The organism is Mesorhizobium sp. B2-3-10 (assembly GCF_006442275.1).
GTDB lineage: Bacteria > Pseudomonadota > Alphaproteobacteria > Rhizobiales > Rhizobiaceae > Mesorhizobium > Mesorhizobium australicum.
The window spans coordinates 23,880-47,188 of the sequence record NZ_VFVT01000004.1 but is presented as its reverse complement, the minus strand read 5'-3'; the positions used below and the strand labels follow the sequence as shown (position 1 = coordinate 47,188).

Genomic DNA, 23,309 nt, shown 5'->3' with positions numbered 1-23,309 from the left:
ATCGGCATCGGGGGACTTGAGTCGCCGGGTCTGAGATAAAGCGCATTGGTATCCGAGGAAACCTGATGTACCAAGAAACAACATATTGCTCGGCCTGGCCTTTGGCGTTTCCTTGGCACTTGTGCTTAGCGTCATTGAGTGCAGCCCTAAAGTAAGTTCAGCATCGCTATGTCCGCAGACGAGACCAAAAGAGCCAAACTCGAACGCCTGATATCATCCGTACCGAAGCACGAATTCGAGTTTCTGATGAAGCTCGGAAAGCTCAGCAGGCAAGAAGCACAGGCGCTCGTCGAGAAGCACAATGGCGATCGCGCCCGGATATATGCTGACTTGGCGGCCATAAGAACATTCAGATGGTAGGGACACATTGCCTGCGAGTTCCTCTAAGTCGAGCACGACGCCGACCCTGGGACGGCAATCTTGCGCCATCCCCATTCTCTCTACTCCAGCGTCGCTATATGGCGGTATGACGGCACCATCTAACGCATGACGAAAGGGCTAGGGCCGCCGACGAGCCCTGCCGACGTCCCGCTCCGGACGGCTCCAGCTCGCTGCCGCGAGGGGAGGGATCGTGCTGTATCGAGTCGCCGCAGTCGGCATTCCCGACGCTGCTCTAGCATGCCGTCCTTCAGCCTCTGCGTTCCGCTCTCCAAACAGGTCTGAACAGCAAGTCCGCAATGCTCGGTTTGCACTCGATCCCTCCCGGTCCCGGCGATGGTGGTGGTCGTCCGATAGGCTTAATTGCGCTGTAGCTAATATAAGATATACCAAGCCTTGCGGGAGGCCCCCCGACCGCGATGGCCGGTGCGGCCCGCATCCCAACATCCCAGACCGCGCCGGCCATTCCAGCTCGTGTCCAATGAAAGATGTAGCTCGCGCTAACAAAAGCTGCTTGCATGTGGATTTGACAGCCCCGCGATGAGCGTGCCGCGCGCCGGAGGCATCGGCGCTGCGCCATGCTTTGGTGGCGGACACCCAGCGTTTGCCTCAAAGGGCTACGATGAGGGTTTGCAGGCTAGCAGCTAAAGGGAGATGGAAATCACCCAGGCGCCGGCGCCGCGGAAGGATGGGCGGTCGAACACGCAAGGGTGCGGGGAGCCGGCCCGGCGGAATCCCTGGGAAGGGTCAGCCGGCGCCCAATGGCCGTGCAGAGCCAGCCCCTTGCTGCCGGACGGCAATGCGCCCCTCGCTCAGGAGGCATCTGGATGCCAAGTTGCTCCTACATACAGATGTCAACTGTTTATATAGCTGCATTCGAAACCCGCATATTCCGTCATGCCTCGTAGATCGAGCACGCGAACACGGCCTTGCCGGAATTCGAGAAATTTACGCTCGCGCAGTTCGCGCAGCATCCTGTTGACATGAATCGGAGTGAGGCCGAGGGCGTCCGCGAGATCGTACTGGGTCAGAGGGCATTCATAGCTATCGCGGGTGACGAAGCCTATGTGTTCCAGGCGCGTCCTCAATTCGAGGAACAGATGTGCGGTCCGCGCCAGGGCACTGCGTCGACCAACATTGGTGAGATGTTCAGCGATGACGGCCCCCTTGTGCCCAAGAGCCGCGACGACCAGGGAGAAAAGATGGGGGGATTTCATGGCTGCGAGCGTAAATGTCTTGGTCGAGGCTACCAAGACGTTCAGTTCGGTTCGAGCAACAAACGTTTCAAGCGCGCCACCCCCGCTCGACCGGGACAGGACGAGATCGCCTTTCAAGGCAAAATCAAGGATCTGTCGCTGCCCCCCTGCAAGTTCGTGCGACAGGCAACCCCAGCCCGACTCGACTATGAATACGCGATCATTGTCCTCACCCTGGCTGAAAATGACCGTCTCGGGTGGATAACGCTTCGGTGTGAACCCCAGCGTCTTCATGAGCGCCGAATCTTCGTCGGCAAGCCTGATATACGATGACCGCTTTTCATTCCCGCCCAAAGACTGTGAAGCGTACAACATCTATAATCCCGCCCGATGTCTTCCTTTCTATCCCCAACGGATCGAATGTACATTAAATTTGGCGTGATGGGTACCTGTGCGACGTCGCAGCTACCAGCATGCGAAAGCAAGCGTTGTACGTCGCAACCCCGCAGCTAGCTTTTATTTCTTGTGAAAGTTTCTTGCATGGAATCGACTATTTCGGCGGCGATGAAGCTGCTGCGATTGTCCACTTGGCCGGCGGCATTCCGCAAGGTATTTGATGCGTCCTTGAGCAACCCTCTTATCTGTCTTGCCGACAACAATTCCGATGCCTCAAGTTCAAGCAGCACCGATTCACTTACGTGCAACGCGGCAAGGGCAACAGCTCGAGGCCTGGTGGCTAGTAATTTCAAGAGATCACTGCTGGGCCTAGTACGAGATTTCTTTTTTGCCATAGTATGCTTCTCAACTGTCCGGACAAGAAGGGTGTTTGGACTCACATCACCTCGCCTTGGCGATTTTAATCGCGATCCGCGGCGACAAACGAGATTGGAAAAGCTCAATCTGTGCGTCCCTTTAGACATATTGTAAGCATGCTATCCCGGTTTGGAGCCACGACACAGAGGCAGGCATACCGAATTAGCCGTAGCTTGCCCTTCCACCTTGGGACACCACGATACCGCCGTCGCCGCTGAGACGTCGCATCGGAGAACGGCGACAAGTCGTTCATCAGAGAAACCATGGTCACTCCCCAGCTCACGGGGTCGCCGCTTGCCGTCCGGGACGGGTCTCGCCACCTTCGATCGGGCGCGTACATCGCTGGCCTGCCACGCTGTCGAATTCTTCCATACCCAGCCGGATGAATAGTGTAGGGCAGACCGTGAGGCTTAGCCCAGAGCCCGCGCGGCGACGCTCTCACCCATGCCCAAAGCCGGCATCGGGAAAGATTCGATCTGCCCTTCGGTCTTGTCCAAATATTGCATCAAGGCCGTCACCAAGTGGTAGAAAATGCTGGCGGGAACCTCCGTCGCCTGTGATCTTCCGCGCTCGTCAATTCTGTCGATCCACAAGCCAAGGGGGGCGGGATCGATATGCCATCGAAAGAGGCGGGCAACACGGGCCTCTATCTCTGGTTTCAAATCAGGCCCGCCTATGCCGTCCAAGGCTATGGCTGCCTTGATAGCCTCGCATTGGGGCCAACTGCGGGAGAGCCGGTCGATGGGCATTCCCTGCCGCGACACAGCCGCGTAAGCCAGACCCGTAGCCCGATTCAAGCCGCTGGCGATCGCGGACGAATAGAGCTTCCGTGCATAACTGGCCAAGTCCTTTTGCCCGCTTTTTTGAGCGAAATCGATGAGAAGCGAGGCCCATTCGAAATGGTGGCCCGGTTCGGTCGACAGGCCTTTTTCTCCAGGCAAAGGTAGCCAGTCGACGTCGAAATTTTCCCCTACCGTCCAGCTCTCCTGGTCGAAGAAATGGCATCTGAAGAGATCGACCACGCGAGCCGACCGGCGCAGATAGGTGCGGTCGCCAGTAACGCCATGCCACGCAAGGAAAGCCTCCAGCATGTGCATGTGCGGGTTCGAAAACCGCATCCCGTTGGAGCCGGAGGTTTCCAGAAAGCCGTTCAGACGGTGGTCTTCGAGATGTGCGTCGATGAAATGGAATGTCTCTTGTGCCAGTCGCAAGGCCTCGCGATGGCCGCATCGATGAGCATGGCAAAGTGCCAGGAGCACGCAGGAATGATCGTATGCGTCCTCCGCAGGGTCAGCCACGCTGCCATTGACATTAAGGGTGCGCACCCAGCCACCACGGGTGGTACGGCCATATTTGGCAATGAAGTCGATGCCGTGGTCGATCAGCTCGTCGGCTGGTCCGGCCCAGCCGCGTTCCTTGGCCACCGCGAAGGCGTAGATCTGGCGAGCCATGGTGCGCATGCGCTTGGGCTTCCCCAGCGGCCTTGTGTCGAAACCGAGCGCCTCGTGAAAGCCGCCGTTCACATCATCGACCCCTACGGTGGACCAAAGCGGCAGGGTTTCGTTGAAGAGCCAATGTTCGACGCGCTTGCGCCAGGAACCGTTGATGATGACCCGGTCTCCCGAGGGTGTGTACTTCGTCTCAAGCCGTCCGCTCTTTTCCAACTGCTCGACGACCTTCTTCACGTTCTGGCTGTGGCTGACAGGGGCGACGAACACCGCGTCCGGTGTCGCTACTACCGCCACCCCCGTCATGCCGATGACGGTCAGCAGCCTGCCTTGGCTTCTAAGGTAGGAGCTGTCGCAGTCCATGGCGACGATGTCGCCCATCACGACATTGCCATTGCCGTCGATCGGACTGGCTTCGAGCAGCGATTGCCACGACCCAAGGTCGTTCCAGCGGAAGGAAGCCGTAACCATGGCAATATCGCGTGCATGCTCCATGACGGCATAGTCTATCGAGGTGGAGGGGACGGCCGAGTAGAAACCCTGGGGGAGACAGATACCCGAGAGGTCCGTTCGTGCAGTCTTGTAGGCCCGTTCTGCAGTTTCCCAGATGTCCGGCTGCAACTCGAGAAATGCCCGGCGCATGGTGTCGGCACGAAACAGGAAAATGCCTGCGTTCCAGTAGAATCGTCCTGACGATACGTAGTTGCGCGCTGTCTCGGCGTTGGGCTTTTCGACGAAGCGCGAAACTGCAGCCACGCGGTCGTCAGTTGCTGCAACCTCGATGTAGCCGTATCCAGTTTCCGCATGCGTTGGCTTGATGCCGAACACGATGATGCTCCCTGACTCGGCGGCATGAACGCCCGACTCGACGGTCTCCCAGAATTGCGCGTCGGTCGATATTTCGTGATCGGAGGGAACCACTAGCACAAGTGCATCGCTGCCATGTTCCGATATTGTCTGCAGGGTGGCTATGGCGACGGCTGCGGCGGTATTGCGACCGACAGGCTCGAAGATCGGCTTACCGCCGTTCAGGCCGAGCGAAGCAATGTCAGAGATAACACGATCGGCATGTCGTTCGGAAGCGATCAGGTAGATTGGGGTCTGATTGTCGGGCCGCGCCTTGAGGCGCCGGACAGTCTTTGCGAGCATTGAACCGTCGCCCGAAAGGTCGTGGAATTGCTTTGGATTGTCTTCGCGCGAAAGCGGCCACAGGCGTGAGCCCACGCCCCCGCTCATGACAAAACACACCAGCTCGGATGCCATATTCGAGTCCCTTCTCAGAAATCTCTAACTACTGGCTCGACCTTTGGATCTTGGCGCAACTGCAGGTCGAGAGCATCGACCATGTCGTGGCGCCCTTTGGACGGAGCAGCGCACCAGAGCCGGATCATAGGCTTCTCCGAGAGGCTGTCACTGTGGCCCCGGCGAGGAGCTGGCAGCAGCGGCGTGAGGCAGGCAGACTGCGAAAAGCCATGCCGACATTCTGGACCAGGCCGCCAAGGAACAGCCCGGCGATTGGGCGCCAGGCAGCGATCAAATGGCTGCCCAAGTCACGTCCACTACCATCCAGCGCGGCGGCCGGCCCGACGCCGCGTCGTGATGCAATTGAGTTTGTAAAGGACACCTTCCGCTCCGAAATCGCTCACGAGGGAGGGTTTTAGCATGCTGCGGGGCGCCGGCCTCGTCAGGAATTCGGGCAGTCCTGACATCCAGATACGCTCCCCTCATCCAATAGGAGATGCCAATCGGCCGCCGAAAGGATGTCTCGTAGAGGCGAGAGCGTTTTGTATTCTGGCACATGCGTTCCATTCGGGCGCTCACGTTAAGGATTGGGCCGCAAAATGCCGCTTCCCGCATTGAGGTCCCCGTCGCGCGAACTCGTCGATGAAAGGCGCCTTGGCCGGCTGGTTCGGCTTCTTCAGGCCACGCAAGTCGAAATCGAGAAGGAGGCGACGCAACTTTATCCGTCGGAAAACGCGATGGCGGACTGCGCCGCGTTTTCTGTGCAGGCGCTCGAGAACGGCGAAACCCTCGACGTTATCTCCGTCAGGATCGATACGCTCACACATAATATGATGTTGAATCACCAACGGCAGGTCTCGCTGCAGCGGCAGCTGTCATTCGTGCGCAGGACTCAAGCAGAATTGCAGCGCCTTCTTCCCTCCCATAGGACGTAGCCGCATACGCCAATTGGCGGCGTTTACCTTCCGCACCGCCGGGATAGTCTTTTGGGGCAATCTGGGATCGCGGGGCCGCAGCTTTCCACCAGACATCGGCCGGACAACATGCTTCGCCTGCATCAGGATGGCGCGTGCGCCGGAGTTTCCCGCACGCCTGCAGGAGAAGTTGAATGGACCGCATGTTGCCTCATCAATGGCCTGCGACAACGAACAAGCAGGGTGCCATCAGCCAGGAGTTTATCGGCCTCGCTGATATAACCGGATTTTTGCGGCGTTACCTCAGAACGATCATTGCCTGCCTTGGCGCCGCGCTCTTGGTGGCCTGGTTCTACAACTCGACCACCGACCCGGTGTTTACCGCCAGTGCGCAGATCCTGATCGAGCCGAAAGTGCCGCAACATCTCCAGGAGGGCGGAGAAGTAAACCTGTCATTGGACACCGCGCAGGTGGAAAGCCAGATCGCAGTGATGCAGTCGGAAAAAATCGCCGCGATGGTCATTGAGCAGCAGAAACTCGTCGAAGACCCTAAGTTTAACCGTCCACAAGCGCCGATTTTGCCGGGGGCATTCAGAAAAATAAAAATGGTCCTGGCTGACGCTTTGGGAGCCCAAAAAAGCGCCAGGCTGACCTCGCTGTGGGATTATTTCGGCTTGGGCATGCCAGAACCCGCCGCATCACTGAGCGACTATCAGAAATTCCGCCACACAATGTCGAGTTTCCGCGACGGCCTCGATATCCGCAGGGTCGGTGTTTCCTACGCGATAGACATTTCCTTCACCTCCGTTGATCCCGAGGGCGCATCCAACATTGCCAACGCCACGGCCGATGCCTTCGTGCATGAACAGATCGAAACCAAGGCCGACGCGGCACGGGAAGGTGGCGCGTGGCTTGAGAAGCGTCTTCAGCAGCTTCGTGCGCAAATGAACGCGGCCATGGCGAAGGCTCAGGAGTTCCGTTCTCGGCACGACTACAGCGTCGGCAACGAGGCCAACAATGAAGAGGCCAATGCCACGGACGGCGTCAACGCCGTGCCGACGCTCGAAGAGCTCGAGGTGACCGCCGAAACCTATCAGAAGATGTACGAAAGCTTCCTCCAGGCCTACACCAACTCGGTGAGCCAGCAATCGTATCCCGTGGCCGACGCGAGGGTGATCACGGCCGCGACAGCGCCGCTTTATCCGAGCGCTCCAAGGCCGAAACTGGTCCTTGCCTTCGCCGCGATTGCCGGGCTCATTGTCGGCATCGGGATTTCGTTTGTGAGGCACACGCTCGATTGGACCGTCAGGTCGCCGCGGCACATCAGGGAGAACCTCGGCATCGAGTGCCTCGGAGAGTTGCCTTTGACGAGCAAGCGAATGGAATCCGGCCACATTGACGAGGTCAAGAGACGTCCCTACTCGCGATACAGCCAGTGCCTCAGGAAGGCACGGGCCGAGATCAGCCTTGCGGAAACCAACCATCAGGTCAAATTCCTCGGGTTGACCGCCGTATCCAACGGCAGTCCCAAGAGTTCCGTCATCAGCAATCTCGCCACGCTTTACTCGATGTCGGGTCTAAAGACGCTGGTGATCGACGCCGATGTCCGGCGATCGGTGACCACCATGCGGCTGCTCGGCCGCTCGGTTGCCTATGACAGACTGTGCCAGGACCCGATCCGGCTCAGCATCGTGCGCGCACCAGGCCGATCGTTCGACCTGCTTCGCAGTTCCGTGGTGGAGGGCACCGACTTGTTGACGCCACGCAACATGGAGGCGTTCCTCTCGGAAGTTACAGCTTTTGGTCTCGCCGATCACGAACTTGGCGCTTACGACGTTGTCATCGTTGACCTGCCGACACTGGCCTCGGGAGCCGACGAACTGATGGTCGGATCCGTTCTGGACGGTGTCGTCATCGTTGCGGAATGGGGCAAGACGCATTCCGAAACGCTGCGGGACCTTGTCAGAGCGTTGCAGGCCAGCAGGGCGCATGTGCTTGGAGCCCTTTTGGCGAACGCTCGGGCGATGACATCCAAACAGCGCACGACATGAGAAGGGCAGATGCGTCGTCGAAAGCCTGGAAGACGTTCGGGATCATCCCTTGGCATTAGGGTTAGGGTGGGGCGCGTAGTGCTACCTCCTTTGCCTTTCTTGCCGAGCGTCCTCCAGATTGGGAAACTGTCAGCGTCACACAATTCGAAACAATGATCGTCATGACAAACGCCTTCGAGAAGCAGTCACATCTGGCACCCTCGAGTTGGGGCCCGCCATCCGTTCCGGTAGCAGTCGACAACCGAGCGGTCCTGCATGTTGTTTCGGCTCCCGACCACGACAGTGGCGGGGTGTTGTTGATCGACTTGTCACCCGCCACCAGGGCAGGCTCTACAAATCCTCCCGTGGGAGGTCTTCTGAAGCGAATCCTGGATTTGATCATAGCGGTCACGGCGCTTGTCATGGCCGCGCCGGTAATGGTTGCTGTTGCCCTGCTCATCAGGATCACGACAGGCGGCCCGGCGGTGTTCCCGCACCGCCGGGTCGGCCTCGGCGGAAGACCGTTCAACTGCTATAAGTTCCGTTCGATGGTCGCCAATTCGGAAGCCGTTCTGAAAGCCTGCCTCGAAGCCAATCCCGACATCAGAATGGAGTGGGAGAAGACCCACAAGATCAGGAACGACCCGCGCGTGACGTTCCTCGGGCGAATGCTGCGAAGGTCAAGCCTCGATGAACTCCCCCAGCTCTACAACATTGTCCGTGGCGACATGAGTTGCGTGGGGCCAAGGCCGGTCGTGAAGGAAGAGCTCCAGCTTTACGGCGACCACGTAGCGGACTATCTCCGCGCCAGGCCGGGACTGACCGGTCTTTGGCAGGTGAGCGGAAGAAGCAGCGTGGACTACGCCACGCGCGTGGCGCTGGACAGCCACTATGTTCGGAACTGGTCTGTCTGGTCCGACATCGTGATCCTGTTCAGGACCGTCTTCGCGGTGATGCGCTTCGACAGGACCTCCTAATCCCCCTGACCCGTCACTCTGCGGTTTGCTTCCAGCGGACGGACAGAAACACCCCTATGATGTACGCGCCTGCCAACACGAATGCCAGGATCAGGAATTTGAGGACGCTCACATGGCCCGGAAATCCAAAGCCGTTCCAGGCCAAGCTTCCAATCGCAAGCAGGGCGGTGGCTGCGAGAAGGGCGGAAACCTTGAACCGCAGGCCTATCAGAGCGCCCGCAGCCGCCAGGGCGATTAGTGTCATGAGCACCGACATCTCCAGTGGCAGGACGGATCGACTCACTGCGGCACAAGGTTCCGTCCGGGGCCTGAGGGCCCACGGTGCTCACTGATATGCGGCCTCAAAGAGCAAGGCAAGTGCTGCGAGCATTGCCTAGACGGTCGGCTTGAGTGCCGAGTCTTGCTTCATCTTCCTGATCTTCCTGAATGGCTTCGGCCGCCGTGGTTTCAGGGCACAAGCCAAGCCGATCATATGGAGGCGATCGAGAGCGTCACAGGATCTGATGCGGGGGGACCGATCAGCCAACTGGTCAGTTGCCCTGGCGGATCGCGGACTTGATCAATTGATGCCCTGAACCGGAACCGTCTCGGCCTGAAGGCTACCGCCTGCAGGTATGCTAGCCAGACCTGCGTCCGGCGCCGGGATCTCGACCTTCACTGTGTCGCCGGGTTCTAATGCTGTCGTCTCCTCGGCGGGAAGTTCGGCTGTGCTGCTATCCGTCGTCCGGACGATCTTGAAGATTGGCTTGGCACTTTCGGAGCGTTGCCTCAGAGCGAGTAGGGCGGGGACTGCAATCTCGGTTTCGTGCAGCAACTGCACCGCGGTATCGGCCTTGCTGGTCACTTCGTTGAGCTGCAGCTGGGTTTCGCGCAAACCTTCAGCGACTTCGCTGGCGTGCCGGTTGCTGATGTTGAGAATCTCGATGTCGGTCTTGCTGATCTCCTGCCTCACGCGCAGCAGCGAGGTCTCGGCAGCGAGCCTGTCCCCTTGCATCTGCGCGACCGTCCCCTCAAGCGATAGCTCGCGTGGTGCAACCGCCAGTCCCTTCTCGACAAGCGTCGAAACACTCGCGAGCTCCTTCTGGACAAGCTCGATCTGTTTGTCGTGGAATGTCAGTTGCTGTCCCAGCGAGTCCAGTTCCTTTTCCAGGAAGTCCCGGAGTTCATGGAGTGAACGCAGTTGCGTCGTCAGCGCGTCCTTGCCGATCGCAAAGATCTTGCGCTCCTGGTCCATTGTCGATGCAACGGTTTGGTTGGAAGCCCTGTCGTTCAATTCCGCAGGAAACGAGATCTCCTCGCTGCCGGCCAGTTCGGCTTCGAGGCGCGCCTTGCGGGCAAGAAGGCTGACATTGTTCAGCGCCAGTAAACCCACATCGCCCTGGCCTGAGATGACTTCCCGCCCCAGCCGCGATATGTCGTCCTGGCGTATGGGCAGGCCGCCCGCGATCCCCACCGCCTGCAGCACGGTCAGTCCGGGCCGATAAGGAAACTCCCCGGGTTGCTTGACATTGCCGACGATGTAGAAAGGTCTGTACTGCACAATTTCTACAGCGACATCGGGCTGGCGGCCGAGCCCCATGTTCCGCATCAGGCGATCGCCGATGGCCCGGGCGAGGTCGCCGGGAGCGGTGCCCTGCGCGCGTATCTGGCCGACAAACGGAAGGAAGAGCGTGCCGTCGGCACCGACGACGAAAGCGTCGTTGAGAGCCGTCCATTCGAAAATCACATCACGTGATGCGCGCCATTCATAAACCTTGAGCCTGACCTTATCTTGGGGTCCGAGCAGATACTCGGCAGCCGCGGAAGGCAAGGCGCCGGCGACTGTCGCGGCCAGTGAGGCAGACGCGATCGTCAAAACCCATTTGCGCATTGTCTTCCCCTTCGTCAGATTTTCAAGATGTACTCGGGTTCGATTCGGCCAATCGCGACGTGCAGGATAGCGAGCAGGTTACCCCTGAGCCTGCCCCTACGGTCGACATACGGCTCGGGCCACAGGCTCTTTGCCAGATTGGCTGCAATATTCCTGAGCATCAGGGGAAGCGCGAAAGAGGCCGGCACGGACCCCTTTCTGATCAGATAGATCGCATTAGCAACCTGGGAGTAGCCGAATCGCTCTCCGCTGACGCGACCTGTCTTGATGCCCAGATGGACTCCCCTGATCGAGGATACGCAGACCACCCGGCCTTTGGATCTCAGTTGGCTGGTGAAGTCGATGTCCTCCTGCCATCCATACAGGACGAGGCGCTCGTCGAAACGCAAATCGCCCACAAGCGAGGAACGGACCGACATGTTACATCCGTATGCACCCACATGGTCGATTGCCGAAGGTCCGGCACTGCGGGTGCCCTCTGCTGCCCGCAGCGCGGCTTCGGCATCTTCCCAGGTGAGGCCAGCGTTGGCGGCCCCGTCCTTGATGACCCTGCCCATCACCACCGCCCACTCGTCATTTGTGATAAAGGCTTCTTCGACCTGCTTCAGGTATTCGGCCGATGGGACGAAATCGTCGTCGAAGAATGTGATGATGTCGAAGCGCGCCAGCGACGGCGCAAGAGCCGTGTTCCGCTGTGCGGTCAGCCCCCTCGGCCCGAAAACACATTTTACAGGAAAGGGGCAACTGGCCGGCAATTCAACATGCGTGGCGTCGGGCGCGGACACTATGACTTCATCGGGAAGTCTTTTCTGGCTACCCAAATAGCCGAGCAGGCGCGCAACCTGCGCGCTGCGGCCTAGGGTTGGGATAATCACTGCCAGTCTCATGCCAGGTCCATGTTTCGCTGTCCGCCGACCCTAGGACGGCGAACACACCTGGACAGCCTGCATAAAAGGGTAAGCACAGCCCCAGGTTACCTCGGAGCACAGGCTTTTGGCGTATTGCGGGCCGACTCGCTCCAACCAAAAGGATTAGGCCGGCCCGCGCTCGCAGCGTCCTGTAACCGATCGGACGACTTGCAAGAGCCATGGCATGAAAGGGAGACTGCCGGCAGTGCGATTGCTGGCTGCGGCAAGGGGGGAACCATGCTCCACGAACGTTCTTCCGACCTGGCAATCGCCGCCAAATTCGCGGTGCCAATCGAGAAACCGCCGACCGCGCCGGGAAGTGTCGACAGATACGCGAGAATAGCGGTGGTTCACGACTGGTGCCCCAACTTCCGGGGAGGGGAGCGGGTTCTTGCGCAAATCTGCAAGCAGTTTCCGAATGCCGAAGTCTTCACGCTTTTCGATTTTCTGCCGGCCGACGTCAAAGAGCAATATTTCCGGGATGTGGAATTCCATACGTCGGCAGCCAACCGGATTCCCATGGTGCGGAAGTTCTACCGGTCTCTTTTCTTCTTTTGCCCTTTCCTGATCGAGCAGTTCGACGTGACAGGCTACGATGCGGTGATCTCCTCTTCGGCCGCGTTTTCGCGCGGCGTCATCACCAGGCCGGATCAACCGCATTTATGTTACGTGCACAGCCCCGTCCGCTATGCGTGGGATGAGCAGTTCTCCTATCTTCAGCAGGGAAGGTTGGGCTTTGGTCCCAAGGGAATTCTCTATCGATACATGCTGCACCGGCTGAGGACGTGGGATACCAGGACCGCGCATGGTCCGGACCTGATGTTGGCGAACTCGAACTATGTCCGTTCCCGAATCCAGCACATCTACGGGCGCGACGCGCGTGTCGTCTTCCCGCCGGTTTGCGTAGGAGAACTGCCGTGTGTGGAGGACAAGGATGACTACTACGTCTCGGCATCCTTCCTGGCCCCATACAAGCGCACCGACCTGGTCATCAGGGCCTTCAACGAAATGCCGTCGCGACGGCTGGTCGTCGTTGGCGAGGGCCAGCAATCCGCCAGCTTGCGATCGCTGGCTGGGCCCAACATCTCGTTTTCGGGTTTTCTACCCCGCCAGGAGTATGTAGAGACGCTGGCGCGGGCAAAGGCCATGGTCTTCGCGGGCTGCGAGGACTTCGGCATCGCTTTGGCCGAGGCGCAAGCCTGCGGGACCCCGCTGATTGCCTTCGGCCGCGGCGGCGCGGTTGACATCGTGCGGCGCCTGGGGTCATCGGCCGAGCCGACGGGGGTGCTGTTCAAGGCGCAGACTATCGAGTCTCTCAAGGCGGCGGTCGTGCGCTTCGAAGAAAACAGCCACGCTATCACCCCCAGTGCCTGCACCGCCAATGCAGCGCGCTTTTCCGAAGAGAACTTCGATCGCGCGATTCTGGAATCGATCGGGGCAGTCCAGTCGCTTCACGACATCATATGAGTTCGCGCACCCTGGCGCCCTTGGTTTGTGCGTCGAGGCCGTCGGCGGCCGCCATGGCCTTGAGATAAAGCAACGTCGTCGCCCTCCAGCTGTATGCTGAGGCTCTTGCCCTTCCCTTCGCCACCATCTCCGTTCGCAACGCCTGAGAACGATGAAGTCGCATGAAGCTGTCGAACCATGCCTCCGGATTGTCGGGAGAAGCGTATAGGGCCGCGCTCGCGCAGACCTCAGGCAGGCTTGCGCGGTCGGAAACCACCACCGGGCAGCCGACAGCCATCGCCTCGAGGGCAGGGAGGCCGAAGCCTTCGGTAAGCGACGGGAAGGCCAGGCAGAGCGAGTCCGCAAGGAGAGCAGCCAACTCGCCATCCGAAACGCGGCCAAGCCAGTGGATGTTTCGCGCTTGCGTGCGCGCAGAACCTGACCGGTAAACGCGGCATTCCGACATTCCGACGATGGCTATCCTGAGCCCGACTGCTCCAAGCCGGTCAGCCATGTTCAGGACGAGGTCTACATTCTTGTGGGGTGCGGCACTTCCGATCATGACTATGGTGTCCCGGGAGGCCGCCAACCGTGTCGGCGCCGAGTGCTCAGGCTTCCAACGCAAGACATGCTCATGGCCGTTAGGGGCCACGAGGGCCCGATGGGCCTGGATCACGCCTTGGCGGATGAGTTCACCGAGCGAGAAATCGGAGACAGTCGAAATACTCCACGCAGTCTTGCCGAGGCAAGGCAACAGCGTTCTGTAAAGGCTTCTGAAGGCGAGGGAATAGCTCTGCGGCGCGTTCCAGACATTTGCGTCATGAATACAAACGATATGTTTGTGGGCAAGCAGCGGCCCGGTATTGCAGAGGCTGAGCAGACCGCCGCCGTCGAGAGCGACGGGAAGTCGCGCTTGCTCCCAAACATGCCCGCGCGCGCCGCCGATCTCGCGGCGTTCGATGGACGTGAGGGGGATGTCCCCGGATCCGGGTGGACAGAGCAGGCGGAGCTGGAGATCGCTAGCAAGTGGTACTCGCTCCTCAATCAAGGAGTCCAGCGAACGGACGACTTCATGGGCATAACGTTGCACGCCCGTTGTCGCCTGGGAAAGAAAGCGCCCATTGATCGTCCAACGTCGTGGCATGCCCTTACCCCCGAGACTTTCACTGTGGAGCGGCCATAGGGGCGCAGTCACTACGGCCATTCGGTCACCTGTTGGCGCGGAGCCTCATCCGGCCGGGCGAGGGCGGTGTTGAACCTACCTCGAACGTTGGAGGGCCGTGCGCGACCGAGAATGCTAATCTGACCACAGGTGCGGCCGGACCGGAGAGGGTTATGGGTAATTCCGAATTCGATGCGACGCAGTCGCCGCCATCAAGGCGGTTGAATGGCCACGACAGCGGCACACAGCTGGCGGGAACCCTTGTCGAAGACGCCAAATACCTGGTTGGTATACCCGAGCGAAAGTCACGGGATCAGGGGGCGGCGAGGCGACGCTGGACGATAAACGGAGACTTCACGACGCTTCGCCGTAATGGAGTAGCCCGTTATGCTCGCGAAGTGACCATGGCTCTCGATGCTCTCATTTCGGAAGGTCATCCCCTTGGTCGCGACCTGGACATGGATCTGGTGATCCCACGCCCGCTAACCGAACCCTTGCCCCTTAAGGCCATCGCCGTCCGCATCATTCCGGAATTCAACAGACCACGACTTCCTCAATTTTGGGTTCAGGCGCAGTTGCCCTGGCATGTGCCTGGCGGGTTGCTGAGTTTCTGCAATCTCGCTCCCGTCATGCTTAGCCGTCAAATCGCTTGTATCCACGACATGCACACCAGGCTGATGCCGTTGAGCTATGCGAGAGGCTTCCGGTGGGCGCACCGCCTCATCCTCCCAGCGCTCGGCAGGCGGGCTGCTCGTATCACGACGGTCTCGCAGCTGGCGCGAAGTCATCTGATCAAATTCGGAATAGCACCGGAGGAAAATATTGTCGTCACCTACAACGGCAGCGACCATGCCAGGAGATGGGATGCCAAGAAATCGTCCCTGGCCGTGGATCGGCGTAGGCCATATGTCCTTTGCCTTGGCCGGGGGGACCAAGAATACAAGAACCTGGAGCTTCTCGCCCGGCTGGCCCCACTCCTCGATGACATGGGTCTGGATCTGTGGATGCCTGGCGACGTCGACGAAGCCACGATCCTGCGATACGTTGCGAAACTGCCCGACAACATCGTCTTGCTTGGCCGCATAGGCGATGACGACTTCAAGAAGGCGCTCGAGGGCGCTTTGTGCTTCCTGTTCCCCTCACGCATCGAGGGTTTCGGGCTCCCCGCGGTCGAGGCGATGGCGTCTGGCTGTCCCGTCATTGCATCGAGCTCGCCGTGCCTCCCGGAAATCTGTGGGGACTCTGCTCTTTATGCCGATCCCGACGATGTCCATGCGTGGGCCGAGAAGGTCCGCCAGCTTGTGCTCACCCCAGCCTTGCGCGATTGGCTGGTGACCAAGGGCAACGCCAGGGCAAGCAGTTATTCCTGGCGGTGGATCGCGTGGAAATACCTGGAACTGATGGTCCAGGTTGACGCCGATTTCGGGGAGCGGTCCCGCGGCTGGAGACCGTCCGAAGGAAGCGACCTTGTCGATTTCTCGAAACCGGCCGCAAAGCCGCGCTGATTGAAGGCTTCGTGTCTGGCCGGGTGCCAATCCGCGCTCGACGGCCTAACAGAAACGATTGACCCAATATTCCTCAAATGGATTAGCAATGCGCCGTTTGGGTCAATTCTCAGGTCCGCTCGCCTCCGGTAAATTGAGATCGAAGCCGATCGAGGGCAAACAGGCCACCGTAGCGGCTTCATTGGATAGGGCGATGGTCTTCTTAACACTCGGCACGGTCGGCCTGGCATCGATAACGTCCAGGGTCAACGCTGAGTACTCTCCGGCCACGGCCCGGTCTGCTCAGGCAAGGAAGTTCTGGCACAATCCTCAGCTTTTGAGGCTCGTATCCGCCTATGCCATCGCCTACATCCACATGCCCGCAGTGGTTGGCGCCGCCCACATTCATCCGGCTGTCTTGGAGATTTTCCGTTTCGGAACGGATCTGTTCGTGGTTCTGGCCGGCTTTCTAAGCGCGCATGTGCTCGGGAACAACGGCACGTCCGCAGGTGCTTATTTGCGCGCAAGGCTCATTCGCATCGTGCCTTTATACTGGGGCTTCACGGTTCTCGCATTTCTTGTCGAAAATTACGCGATGAATAACCATTCGACGCCCTTGTCAGCACTCTTCATGTCGCTTGCCTTCGTCCCCTATGGTCCCTACCCGATCCTGTATCCGACCTGGACCTTGCTGGTCATCGTCGAGTTCAGCTTGATTATCGCGGCTTTTCAGACTGCCAGCGCCAAAAACGGTGTTTTCTATTCCGCCGCCTTTGCGGTACTCCTTGCAGGCGCTGGCAAAATAACGAGATTTGAAAACCCGATTTTCGTATTCTACACCAATCCCATACTGATCGATTTTGCCCTCGGCATCCTCATCTTCACGCTTGTCAGCTCTGGGCCGTTCCTTTTCAAAATGCCGCGGCGCCGCGTCGTTGTTCTCGCAGCGGCGGCAGTCACCTTCGGAGCTGTGGCTGCAGTCTTGCGTCCGTTCTTCTGGCCGGCGCTGCCCCGCGTCCTCGCCCTCGGCGTGCCGATGTCGCTTCTATTGCTGGGGGTTGTTATTCTGGAGCAGCTTGGCATCTACAACGACTCGAGATTTGTGAACTTTCTCGCCAAATGCACCTACGCGATCTATCTGACACACTGGTTCATGGATCTCATCTCCGAAAAGCTCGTTGTCGAAAGCGGAAATTCGGCACGGCTGGCCACGGTGCTGTTGTTCGTGACCCCCATGGCCGTAACCTGCGTTTCAGTCTTCATTTATCTTTATGTTGAAGTGCCTATGACTCGATACCTGTCCGACTGGTTCGTCGCACCGGGAATATCACCGTCATCGGCAGCGCCCAGATCGACGACAGGGCATCAAGGTGGCGCGCAGCCCGGATCGGAGCATCGGAGCCGTTTGCCATGAGCAAGATCCTGGGCTGAACGCCTCATCTTAAACAAAGCCACCGACAGAAGCTGAGGTCGGCTTCTCGCTTTTGAGTAGGTCAATTCAATATCGACGTCCGAAACGAAAAAGATAACGTTATGAGACACCGCTCGGCGCCAGCTCTACCTCTCGTCGCGGTGGTAACGCCCGTATACAACGGAGGTGCCTATCTCGAGGCTACGATGAGATCCGTTCAGCGGCAAAGTTATGATAACATTATACACGTTATCGTTGACAATTGCAGCTCGGACAACACGCCGCAAATCATCGATCGCTTTCGGTCGGAGCGTGTTGAACTGATTACCATTCGCAATGACAGCCTCCTTCCGCTGCGAGAAAACTGGACTAAGGCGCTTTGTGCGGTTCCCACCGAGGCCCTTTACGTGAAGGTTCTATGCGCAGACGACCTGATGCATAGCGATTGTATCTCGCGCTTCGTGGAGATTGCTCAATGCGATGAAAAAATCGAAGTCGTTCTTTGCCACGACATCTTCATGGACAGGGTCCATCGCGCGAATTTGCCGTTGAAGCAAGGTATTTTTGGAGGCATTGAGATTGCGGCCAAGATGCTAGACGAAAGCATTAATTGGTTGCCCTATCACCATCTATTCGTTCGATTTCCTGGCAGCGCGCAAAGCGCGGTTTTCTTCAACGATGCCCCGATCCATTTTGATTTTTCTGCAGTCGTGCGCAGTGTCCTGCGTGGCAAGCTCGCCTATCTGCACGCGCCACTCGTCTACACACGGTGGCACGCGAATTCGCTTACCAGCCAGCAGCTCGGTGCGAACCAGTTAAGAGCCTTACTTGAGCGTTTTGACATTTTATGTGCCTTCGGGGCTCAGTGTTGGGACGAGGCGACCTTCCGAAGTAAAAAGGAATGTATGCGTGCCAGAATGATGCGCTTGGCCATAAAATGGACACTGATGGGAAGGCTGGACGCGGCTCAGGAACTCTTGAAGGGCCTGAAAGAGCGGCAGGTCGCTCCGAACGCCGCGGATTGGGCCAAATCGCTGGTTGAATGGCTGCCCTATTCGAATTGGAAACGAAGCTGGCGTCTTTCAACGGGCCCTGAGATTGACGAAGCCAAGTTCTGCTCGGAGAATCTTTAAGGCGGCGGCCGCTGACCGAACGCATCCACAGGAGCTGCTGGGCTGTTGAAGCCGCGACTGATCGCGCGATCGACAATCTTTCAGTAGGCAATAATTAGCGCCTCGGCTTAATCAAAGGACCTTGGACAACAACTCCTGCTCGTGCTCCTTTACCCGAAACAGTACATCATCGAGGTGCCGCCGAAGGACTGCGCGATAGTGCTTCCTGTTTTTCAGCAATTCCGTGAGGTGCGTCTCCAACAGGTCCAGGTTGAGATTTTCTATGGATTGACAGAAATTCCCAAGGCCGAAATCAGTCATCACCGCATCGTTCTTGGCCTCGTATCCGATGGAGATTGTCGGTAGAGCAAGCTTCAAAGCGCAAACCACGTTATGAAAACGTGTGGCGACAACGACGTCAGTGTCGCCAATTTGCCGCATGACGTCATGCAGGGAGTTGATTGGCTCGGCGACAAGCTGACGAGCCTGCCGCGTGAAGCGGGTGCCGTCGATCAGGTCATATCCGCTTGCCTTAGCAATTCGACCGATATCCCTGACTGCCCGCATATCCACGGTTTCGCCGATAATTAGGCGTACTCGGTAGCCTCGATCCAGCAATGAGTTGACGAAACGGCCCATCTTCTCGATGTAGGTTTCATAGATAGCGGTGTCCGATCCTGAGCGCGCGCCTGCGCGCCAGCCGTTGTAGTTCATGAGCCCAACCCCAACTGTCGTCAGTTTTCCTCCGGTGTTGTCTCGCGCGGGCAATGGCGTAGGCAGTCTGAACACCAGATCTGGGTAGACTTCATCTCTACTTGTATCGATGCCGAGTGACGATAAGAAATCCTTGGAGACCTGATCGCGGAACGAACGGAAGTAGGCCCAGGCCGCTGCAGACCTCAACATCCGGCGGCTGGTAGAATTTAGGATCGGACCTGCGCCGGTTCCAATAAAGCAGAACTTCACCCCCGACAGTCGCGCAGATGCAGCCCAGCGGAACAGACCGTAGGATGTTCCAAATGGACCTGAGCCGTAGTCGTTTAACGTTGACGTTCCTGGCACAATTATGATGTCGAATTGCCTGACATATTTGATTGCCCGGCCCCAGTTCGCTAGCCTTCCAATTGTTCTCAGGCTGACTTTATTGCAGAACCTCAGGAGGGCATTGGAAAACTCTGGGGCGCTGATTGGTGTTGTGGCAATCTGATGCGCTTTACCAATGGCATCTGGATCAACACAGACGCACGCGATAGCCGCCTCCGGCCGAGCTTCCCGCACAAAAATCAAGAACGCTTCCAACGACGCGTCATTACCGAAATTACCCCCGCCAAACATTCCGAAAAGGCATATTTTCTGTGGCTTTGCGCCGATGACCTGCGAGAACCCATTCCTGCGCGGAAGGACCATGGTCTGTGCTCGCTATTGGTGCATGCATGCGAGCGGCGGCAGCATGATACTGCGGCCGTGCACGCTCTGATTGGAAGGGGTGACAGAGGTCAGGAGGTTCGAATGGCAAATTCGGCTGCTTCGGCATGGCTCGCACTCCAAGCCTTTCGGCAGGGCGAGGCCCTGCTTCTTGTCCCGCTGGTTCTCGTCCATGAACATTCGCGTCCTTCCAGGCTCGTTTGGATAACCACTGGCCATGCGACTTTTTCGTCGGCCATCGTGTTCACTGATCTCGCCTCACTCGGCCGGGCGGAGCGAGGCACGCGCGAAACCGGGGATGGACTTGATTATCTCGTCAACCAAAGGATGTCGGGTAAGGACCAATGCCGCTCCCCATCCAGCCAACGCCAACACCCCTGCTGCGAGTGCCTGCCCATGCGAAAGAGCGAAGCCTGTGCCCGACAAGAAAGCCACGCACAGCGGACCAGCCGCGCTCGCCATGGCCATGACTGCACTTCTCCATAGCGCTGCGGCGATATCCTTCAGCTTCAATCCCAACCGTCGCCTAACGAAGCTCAGGGCAACGTATGCCTGGAAAGGAATCGTCACCAGCATACACCAGGCGGCCGCCTGCAATCCACCGAAGATGCCAGCCATTGACAACAGAATGCCAGAAATCGGGAAGACGATGAGGGCACGGATGAACAAGTCGCGGATCGCACCGACTGCAACCAATACCGGGTAATTGAGCTCAAAACTGAAGGAGAAGAGAAGAGCAATCGCGACGACCTGAACAAGCGGCGCAGCCTCGATCCATTGGCGACCGAGCACGACGTCCACGACCGGGTAGGCCAGCACTGAGAGCACAAGGAGAGCCGGCCAGTAGAAAGCCGTGACAATAGAAAGGGCCGCGAGATACGGGCGCTTCAAATCGCTGCCTTGTCTGACCTCTGCCGAAAACGCCGGCAATACGACAGCCACGGCCCCTCCGAGGAGGAGCTTGTCGGGTATCTGGCTGATCAAGAGGGTCCTGCTGAACAAGGCTGCGGCATTCGGTGACACCAGTCGGCCCAACAAGAGCAGGGGCAGGGCGTCAAAAATGCGGAAGAGTATGGCGATGGAGCCGTTGTATCCGCCGAACGAGACCATTGCGCGCCAATTGACGAGGGTTGGCTTGAACATCCAGAAATGCGGGCACAGGGCAAGCGCAAGGCATGCAGCAAGCCCACTGCCGATTAGCCACGCCCAAGCGAAGCTCATATAGCTGAAGCCCGCGAACGCCAAAGCGATTGTTGCCACGGCTCCTGTCGCTCCGTTGGTGATGCTAATCGCAGCTACCTTGCCGAAGGCCATGTCCCGGCGCAGGAGAGCGTTGACCAGGATGACCAAAGCATCGAGGAAGAGGCAGGCTGAAATAACTCGAAAATAGGGAACGAGGTTCGGCTCCGCGTACACTGAAGCCAGAATAGGGGACGCGGCTAGGAGAACGGTGACGGCAATCCCGGTAAGGACGAACATCACTGTGAAGGCCCCCCGAATGTCCTCGCGGCTGAGTTCCCCGCGCTGGATCAGAAAGCTTGAACTGGAGAATTCCCTGACGGACAGGGCTATCGCCAGGATTGCCATCCCGATCACCGACACGCCGATTTCCTGTGGTGTCAATATGCGCGAAACCACTGCGGTCGTGGCGAAATTCGATACGAGCAGGACATAACGTTCGCCCGTGCTCATCAGAAGTGCGCGTTTAACAGAAGGCATAGTGCCCTTTCCCGGTAGCGGCGGGGCCGCCTTCGTCACGCTGAATAGTCCAACAAACCCAGTTAAAGGTCAGTACCTTCAAAGTAAGGACTAATCACAGACGAAAGGGGTAACGGGCATGCCGGCCGGAGTTGTCGGGCCTTGTTCCAGATCAGCTAAGGGCTGATCAGATTTGGGTAAAATAGAGCGTAAGAGGTTCAAGACAGGGCTTGAGTTGGTGGCGACCTCCGAAAGGGGTATCGCAGACGCGTCGGTCACCCGTATGGGTAGATTGCTACCGGCGCTCGCAGTCCCGACTATCGAGGCCGCCCCCGACCGGGAGAACTGTCGCCATGTCGTTTCGTTTCGCAGTCGCTTTGGCTTGCCTGCTGGCGTTCGTCTCGTCTGCCTCCGCCAATTTCCTTTGGGGCATTAACGGCCATCCAATAGTTGCTTATCCGGGTATCCCGATCGAACGGCAACTCGACTTCGTCAAGGATCTCGGCCTGAAGTCATACAGGGTCAATGTTAGGGGCGAGGGCGACGTCGATATGCTTGCCAACCTTGTCTCCGCCGGAAAGGTGAGAGGCATCGAGATCCTGCCCGTCCTCACGCCCGCCGGCATCGATATGGACAAGGACAGTCCGGAAGAACTTTACGCCAGGACCCGGAAACTTGCGATCGCACTTGGCTCAAGGTTCAAGGCCGACATCCGTGTCTGGGAACTCGGCAACGAGATGGAGAACTACGCCATCATCAAACCTTGTGAGAAGCGCGATGATGGTTCGCAATATCCATGTGGGTGGGGACCTGCAGGTGGAACGGGAACGCTCGATTACTACGGCCCGCGCTGGATGAAAGTGAGTGCCGTCCTCAAGGGCCTGTCCGAAGGGATGATTGCGGCCGATCCGACCATCAGCAAGGCGATCGGCACCGCCGGATGGGGCCACGTCGGCGCGTTCGCACGGATGAAGCAGGACGGCATCGCTTGGGATATCTCGGTGTGGCATATGTACGGCGAGGATCCGGAATGGGCTTTCCGGGAAATCTCGGCCTACGGCAAGCCGATATGGGTTACCGAATTCGACAACCCTTACGGAAGCCAGCGCGGCGAGAAGCAGCAGGCCGACGGCATCAAGCAGACAATGACGAGACTTCAAGACCTCAACAAGAAGTACAAGGTCGAGGCCGCGCACATCTACGAACTCGTCGATGAGGCCTACTGGGCTCCCAGCATGGAAGCCAATATGGGATTGGTGAGGCTGATCCCGGCGCCCTATGGTAAATGGAGGGTCGGCGAGCCTAAGCCGGCCTATAAGACGGTGCGTGACTTCACCCGCGGCCCGCAGCCGGCGCCTAGGCCGTACCGGGAATGCGATCCAGAGACCCTGGCTGCAAACAAACCCCTATATGTGAGGCAGGCAAGTTTCGTCTATTGCCTCATTCTTGGTCACGATGGCGACACGGCCAGCGTGGATCGTTGGTCGGCAGCTCTTGAAAGCGGGAATAGCAAGCTTGCTGACATGATATTGGACATGATGGACACCGACGATTTCGAAAGCAGATATGCCACGATCGGCCTGACGGACCGCGCCTATATCAGTTTCCTCTACCTGCTGCTTCTTGACCGTCCCGCAGACAACTACGGCCTTGACTCCTATACGCGGCCGCTACGCGCGGGCACCATGACCCGCAAGGACGCAGCCTTCGGCATTGTCACCTCAGCGGAGTTCAACTCCAGGCACTCCGCCATCCATGAGGTCTCCGGGGCGCCGACCCCTGGGTGAGCATGAAC

General features: G+C 58.6%; 17 protein-coding genes. 8 read left to right on the top strand and 9 right to left on the bottom strand.

Features of this window, described 5'->3' with window-relative positions; translation table 11 throughout:
* Positions 1-1,232: 1,232 nt before the first annotated feature.
* From FJ943_RS12890 to FJ943_RS12880, 3 genes are all read right to left on the bottom strand, one after another.
* Complete coding sequence (locus tag FJ943_RS12890) at positions 1,233-1,949, bottom strand: Crp/Fnr family transcriptional regulator (protein WP_140620199.1); 717 nt, start codon at positions 1,947-1,949, stop codon at positions 1,233-1,235.
* Between the two features lie 134 nt (positions 1,950-2,083).
* Positions 2,084-2,365, bottom strand: a complete 282-nt coding sequence (locus FJ943_RS12885; RefSeq protein ID WP_140663915.1) for a hypothetical protein — start codon at positions 2,363-2,365, stop codon at positions 2,084-2,086.
* A gap of 432 nt (positions 2,366-2,797) precedes the next feature.
* Complete coding sequence (locus tag FJ943_RS12880) at positions 2,798-5,098, bottom strand: AGE family epimerase/isomerase (RefSeq protein ID WP_140663918.1); 2,301 nt, start codon at positions 5,096-5,098, stop codon at positions 2,798-2,800.
* A 578-nt stretch (positions 5,099-5,676) separates the two neighbouring features.
* Here FJ943_RS12880 and FJ943_RS12875 point away from each other — a divergent pair.
* The 3 genes from FJ943_RS12875 (at position 5,677) to FJ943_RS12865 (ending at position 8,998) form a co-directional block, all read left to right on the top strand.
* The gene (locus FJ943_RS12875; protein ID WP_140722020.1) at positions 5,677-6,012 is read left to right on the top strand and encodes a hypothetical protein; all 336 of its coding nucleotides are present in this window, start codon (positions 5,677-5,679) and stop codon (positions 6,010-6,012) included.
* A gap of 173 nt (positions 6,013-6,185) precedes the next feature.
* Positions 6,186-8,042, top strand: coding sequence for a GNVR domain-containing protein (locus FJ943_RS12870; protein WP_140663924.1), 1,857 nt, complete (start codon positions 6,186-6,188; stop codon positions 8,040-8,042).
* Between the two features lie 290 nt (positions 8,043-8,332).
* On the top strand, positions 8,333-8,998 hold the full coding sequence (locus tag FJ943_RS12865) for a sugar transferase (protein WP_281406170.1): 666 nt from the start codon (positions 8,333-8,335) through the stop codon (positions 8,996-8,998).
* 13 nt (positions 8,999-9,011) lie between these two features.
* Here FJ943_RS12865 and FJ943_RS12860 read toward each other — a convergent pair whose 3' ends face one another.
* From FJ943_RS12860 to FJ943_RS12850, 3 genes are all read right to left on the bottom strand, one after another.
* A complete protein-coding gene (locus FJ943_RS12860; protein ID WP_140663930.1) occupies positions 9,012-9,242 on the bottom strand; it encodes a hypothetical protein in 231 nt (76 codons plus the stop codon).
* 315 nt (positions 9,243-9,557) lie between these two features.
* Complete coding sequence (locus FJ943_RS12855) at positions 9,558-10,868, bottom strand: polysaccharide biosynthesis/export family protein (RefSeq protein ID WP_140722017.1); 1,311 nt, start codon at positions 10,866-10,868, stop codon at positions 9,558-9,560.
* 14 nt (positions 10,869-10,882) lie between these two features.
* Positions 10,883-11,755: a glycosyltransferase gene (locus FJ943_RS12850; protein ID WP_140663935.1), complete on the bottom strand. Its 873-nt coding sequence runs from the start codon at positions 11,753-11,755 to the stop codon at positions 10,883-10,885.
* A gap of 258 nt (positions 11,756-12,013) precedes the next feature.
* Here FJ943_RS12850 and FJ943_RS12845 point away from each other — a divergent pair, with 258 nt between their 5' ends.
* Positions 12,014-13,243, top strand: a complete 1,230-nt coding sequence (locus FJ943_RS12845; protein ID WP_140722014.1) for a glycosyltransferase — start codon at positions 12,014-12,016, stop codon at positions 13,241-13,243.
* Here FJ943_RS12845 and FJ943_RS12840 read toward each other — a convergent pair.
* On the bottom strand, positions 13,236-14,366 hold the full coding sequence (locus FJ943_RS12840) for a glycosyltransferase family 1 protein (RefSeq protein WP_140722011.1): 1,131 nt from the start codon (positions 14,364-14,366) through the stop codon (positions 13,236-13,238). The two genes, FJ943_RS12845 and FJ943_RS12840, sit on opposite strands and share 8 nt — an antisense overlap.
* A 191-nt stretch (positions 14,367-14,557) precedes the next feature.
* Here FJ943_RS12840 and FJ943_RS12835 point away from each other — a divergent pair, with 191 nt between their 5' ends.
* The 3 genes from FJ943_RS12835 (at position 14,558) to FJ943_RS12825 (ending at position 18,412) form a co-directional block, all read left to right on the top strand.
* Positions 14,558-15,889 carry a glycosyltransferase family 1 protein gene (locus tag FJ943_RS12835; protein ID WP_140663944.1) on the top strand — a complete coding sequence of 444 codons (1,332 nt, stop codon included), beginning with the start codon at positions 14,558-14,560 and terminating at the stop codon, positions 15,887-15,889.
* An 88-nt stretch (positions 15,890-15,977) separates the two neighbouring features.
* Positions 15,978-17,282, top strand: coding sequence for an acyltransferase (locus FJ943_RS12830; RefSeq protein WP_140663947.1), 1,305 nt, complete (start codon positions 15,978-15,980; stop codon positions 17,280-17,282).
* A 119-nt stretch (positions 17,283-17,401) separates the two neighbouring features.
* Positions 17,402-18,412 carry a glycosyltransferase family A protein gene (locus FJ943_RS12825; RefSeq protein ID WP_140663950.1) on the top strand — a complete coding sequence of 337 codons (1,011 nt, stop codon included), beginning with the start codon at positions 17,402-17,404 and terminating at the stop codon, positions 18,410-18,412.
* Positions 18,413-18,523: 111 nt separating this feature from the next.
* Here the strand turns inward: FJ943_RS12825 and FJ943_RS12820 are convergent, their stop codons facing one another.
* Both FJ943_RS12820 and FJ943_RS12815 read right to left on the bottom strand, forming a co-directional pair.
* Positions 18,524-19,798, bottom strand: a complete 1,275-nt coding sequence (locus tag FJ943_RS12820; RefSeq protein WP_140722009.1) for a polysaccharide pyruvyl transferase family protein — start codon at positions 19,796-19,798, stop codon at positions 18,524-18,526.
* Between the two features lie 276 nt (positions 19,799-20,074).
* Positions 20,075-21,508: an oligosaccharide flippase family protein gene (locus FJ943_RS12815; protein ID WP_224720485.1), complete on the bottom strand. Its 1,434-nt coding sequence runs from the start codon at positions 21,506-21,508 to the stop codon at positions 20,075-20,077.
* Positions 21,509-21,867: 359 nt separating this feature from the next.
* On the opposite strand from FJ943_RS12815, the gene FJ943_RS12810 reads away from it, so the two are divergent.
* Entirely contained in the window at positions 21,868-23,301 is a 1,434-nt protein-coding gene (locus FJ943_RS12810) for a DUF4214 domain-containing protein (RefSeq protein ID WP_140722007.1), read from the top strand.
* The last annotated feature ends 8 nt before the right edge of the window (positions 23,302-23,309 follow it).

Bases quoted from the DNA above. Each gene is read 5' to 3' on its own strand.
- FJ943_RS12830 (WP_140663947.1), top strand. From the start codon at position 15,978: ATGCGCCGTTTGGGTCAATTCTCAGGTCCGCTCGCCTCCGGTAAATTG.
- FJ943_RS12820 (WP_140722009.1), bottom strand. From the start codon at position 19,798: ATGGTCCTTCCGCGCAGGAATGGGTTCTCGCAGGTCATCGGCGCAAAG.
- FJ943_RS12850 (WP_140663935.1), bottom strand. From the start codon at position 11,755: ATGAGACTGGCAGTGATTATCCCAACCCTAGGCCGCAGCGCGCAGGTT.
- FJ943_RS12890 (WP_140620199.1), bottom strand. From the start codon at position 1,949: ATGTTGTACGCTTCACAGTCTTTGGGCGGGAATGAAAAGCGGTCATCG.
- FJ943_RS12840 (WP_140722011.1), bottom strand. From the start codon at position 14,366: ATGCCACGACGTTGGACGATCAATGGGCGCTTTCTTTCCCAGGCGACA.
- FJ943_RS12810 (WP_140722007.1), top strand. From the start codon at position 21,868: ATGTCGTTTCGTTTCGCAGTCGCTTTGGCTTGCCTGCTGGCGTTCGTC.
- FJ943_RS12885 (WP_140663915.1), bottom strand. From the start codon at position 2,365: ATGGCAAAAAAGAAATCTCGTACTAGGCCCAGCAGTGATCTCTTGAAA.
- FJ943_RS12835 (WP_140663944.1), top strand. From the start codon at position 14,558: ATGGGTAATTCCGAATTCGATGCGACGCAGTCGCCGCCATCAAGGCGG.
- FJ943_RS12880 (WP_140663918.1), bottom strand. From the start codon at position 5,098: ATGGCATCCGAGCTGGTGTGTTTTGTCATGAGCGGGGGCGTGGGCTCA.
- FJ943_RS12875 (WP_140722020.1), top strand. From the start codon at position 5,677: ATGCCGCTTCCCGCATTGAGGTCCCCGTCGCGCGAACTCGTCGATGAA.
- FJ943_RS12855 (WP_140722017.1), bottom strand. From the start codon at position 10,868: ATGCGCAAATGGGTTTTGACGATCGCGTCTGCCTCACTGGCCGCGACA.
- FJ943_RS12845 (WP_140722014.1), top strand. From the start codon at position 12,014: ATGCTCCACGAACGTTCTTCCGACCTGGCAATCGCCGCCAAATTCGCG.
- FJ943_RS12815 (WP_224720485.1), bottom strand. From the start codon at position 21,508: ATGAGCACGGGCGAACGTTATGTCCTGCTCGTATCGAATTTCGCCACG.
- FJ943_RS12825 (WP_140663950.1), top strand. From the start codon at position 17,402: ATGAGACACCGCTCGGCGCCAGCTCTACCTCTCGTCGCGGTGGTAACG.
- FJ943_RS12870 (WP_140663924.1), top strand. From the start codon at position 6,186: ATGGACCGCATGTTGCCTCATCAATGGCCTGCGACAACGAACAAGCAG.
- FJ943_RS12860 (WP_140663930.1), bottom strand. From the start codon at position 9,242: ATGACACTAATCGCCCTGGCGGCTGCGGGCGCTCTGATAGGCCTGCGG.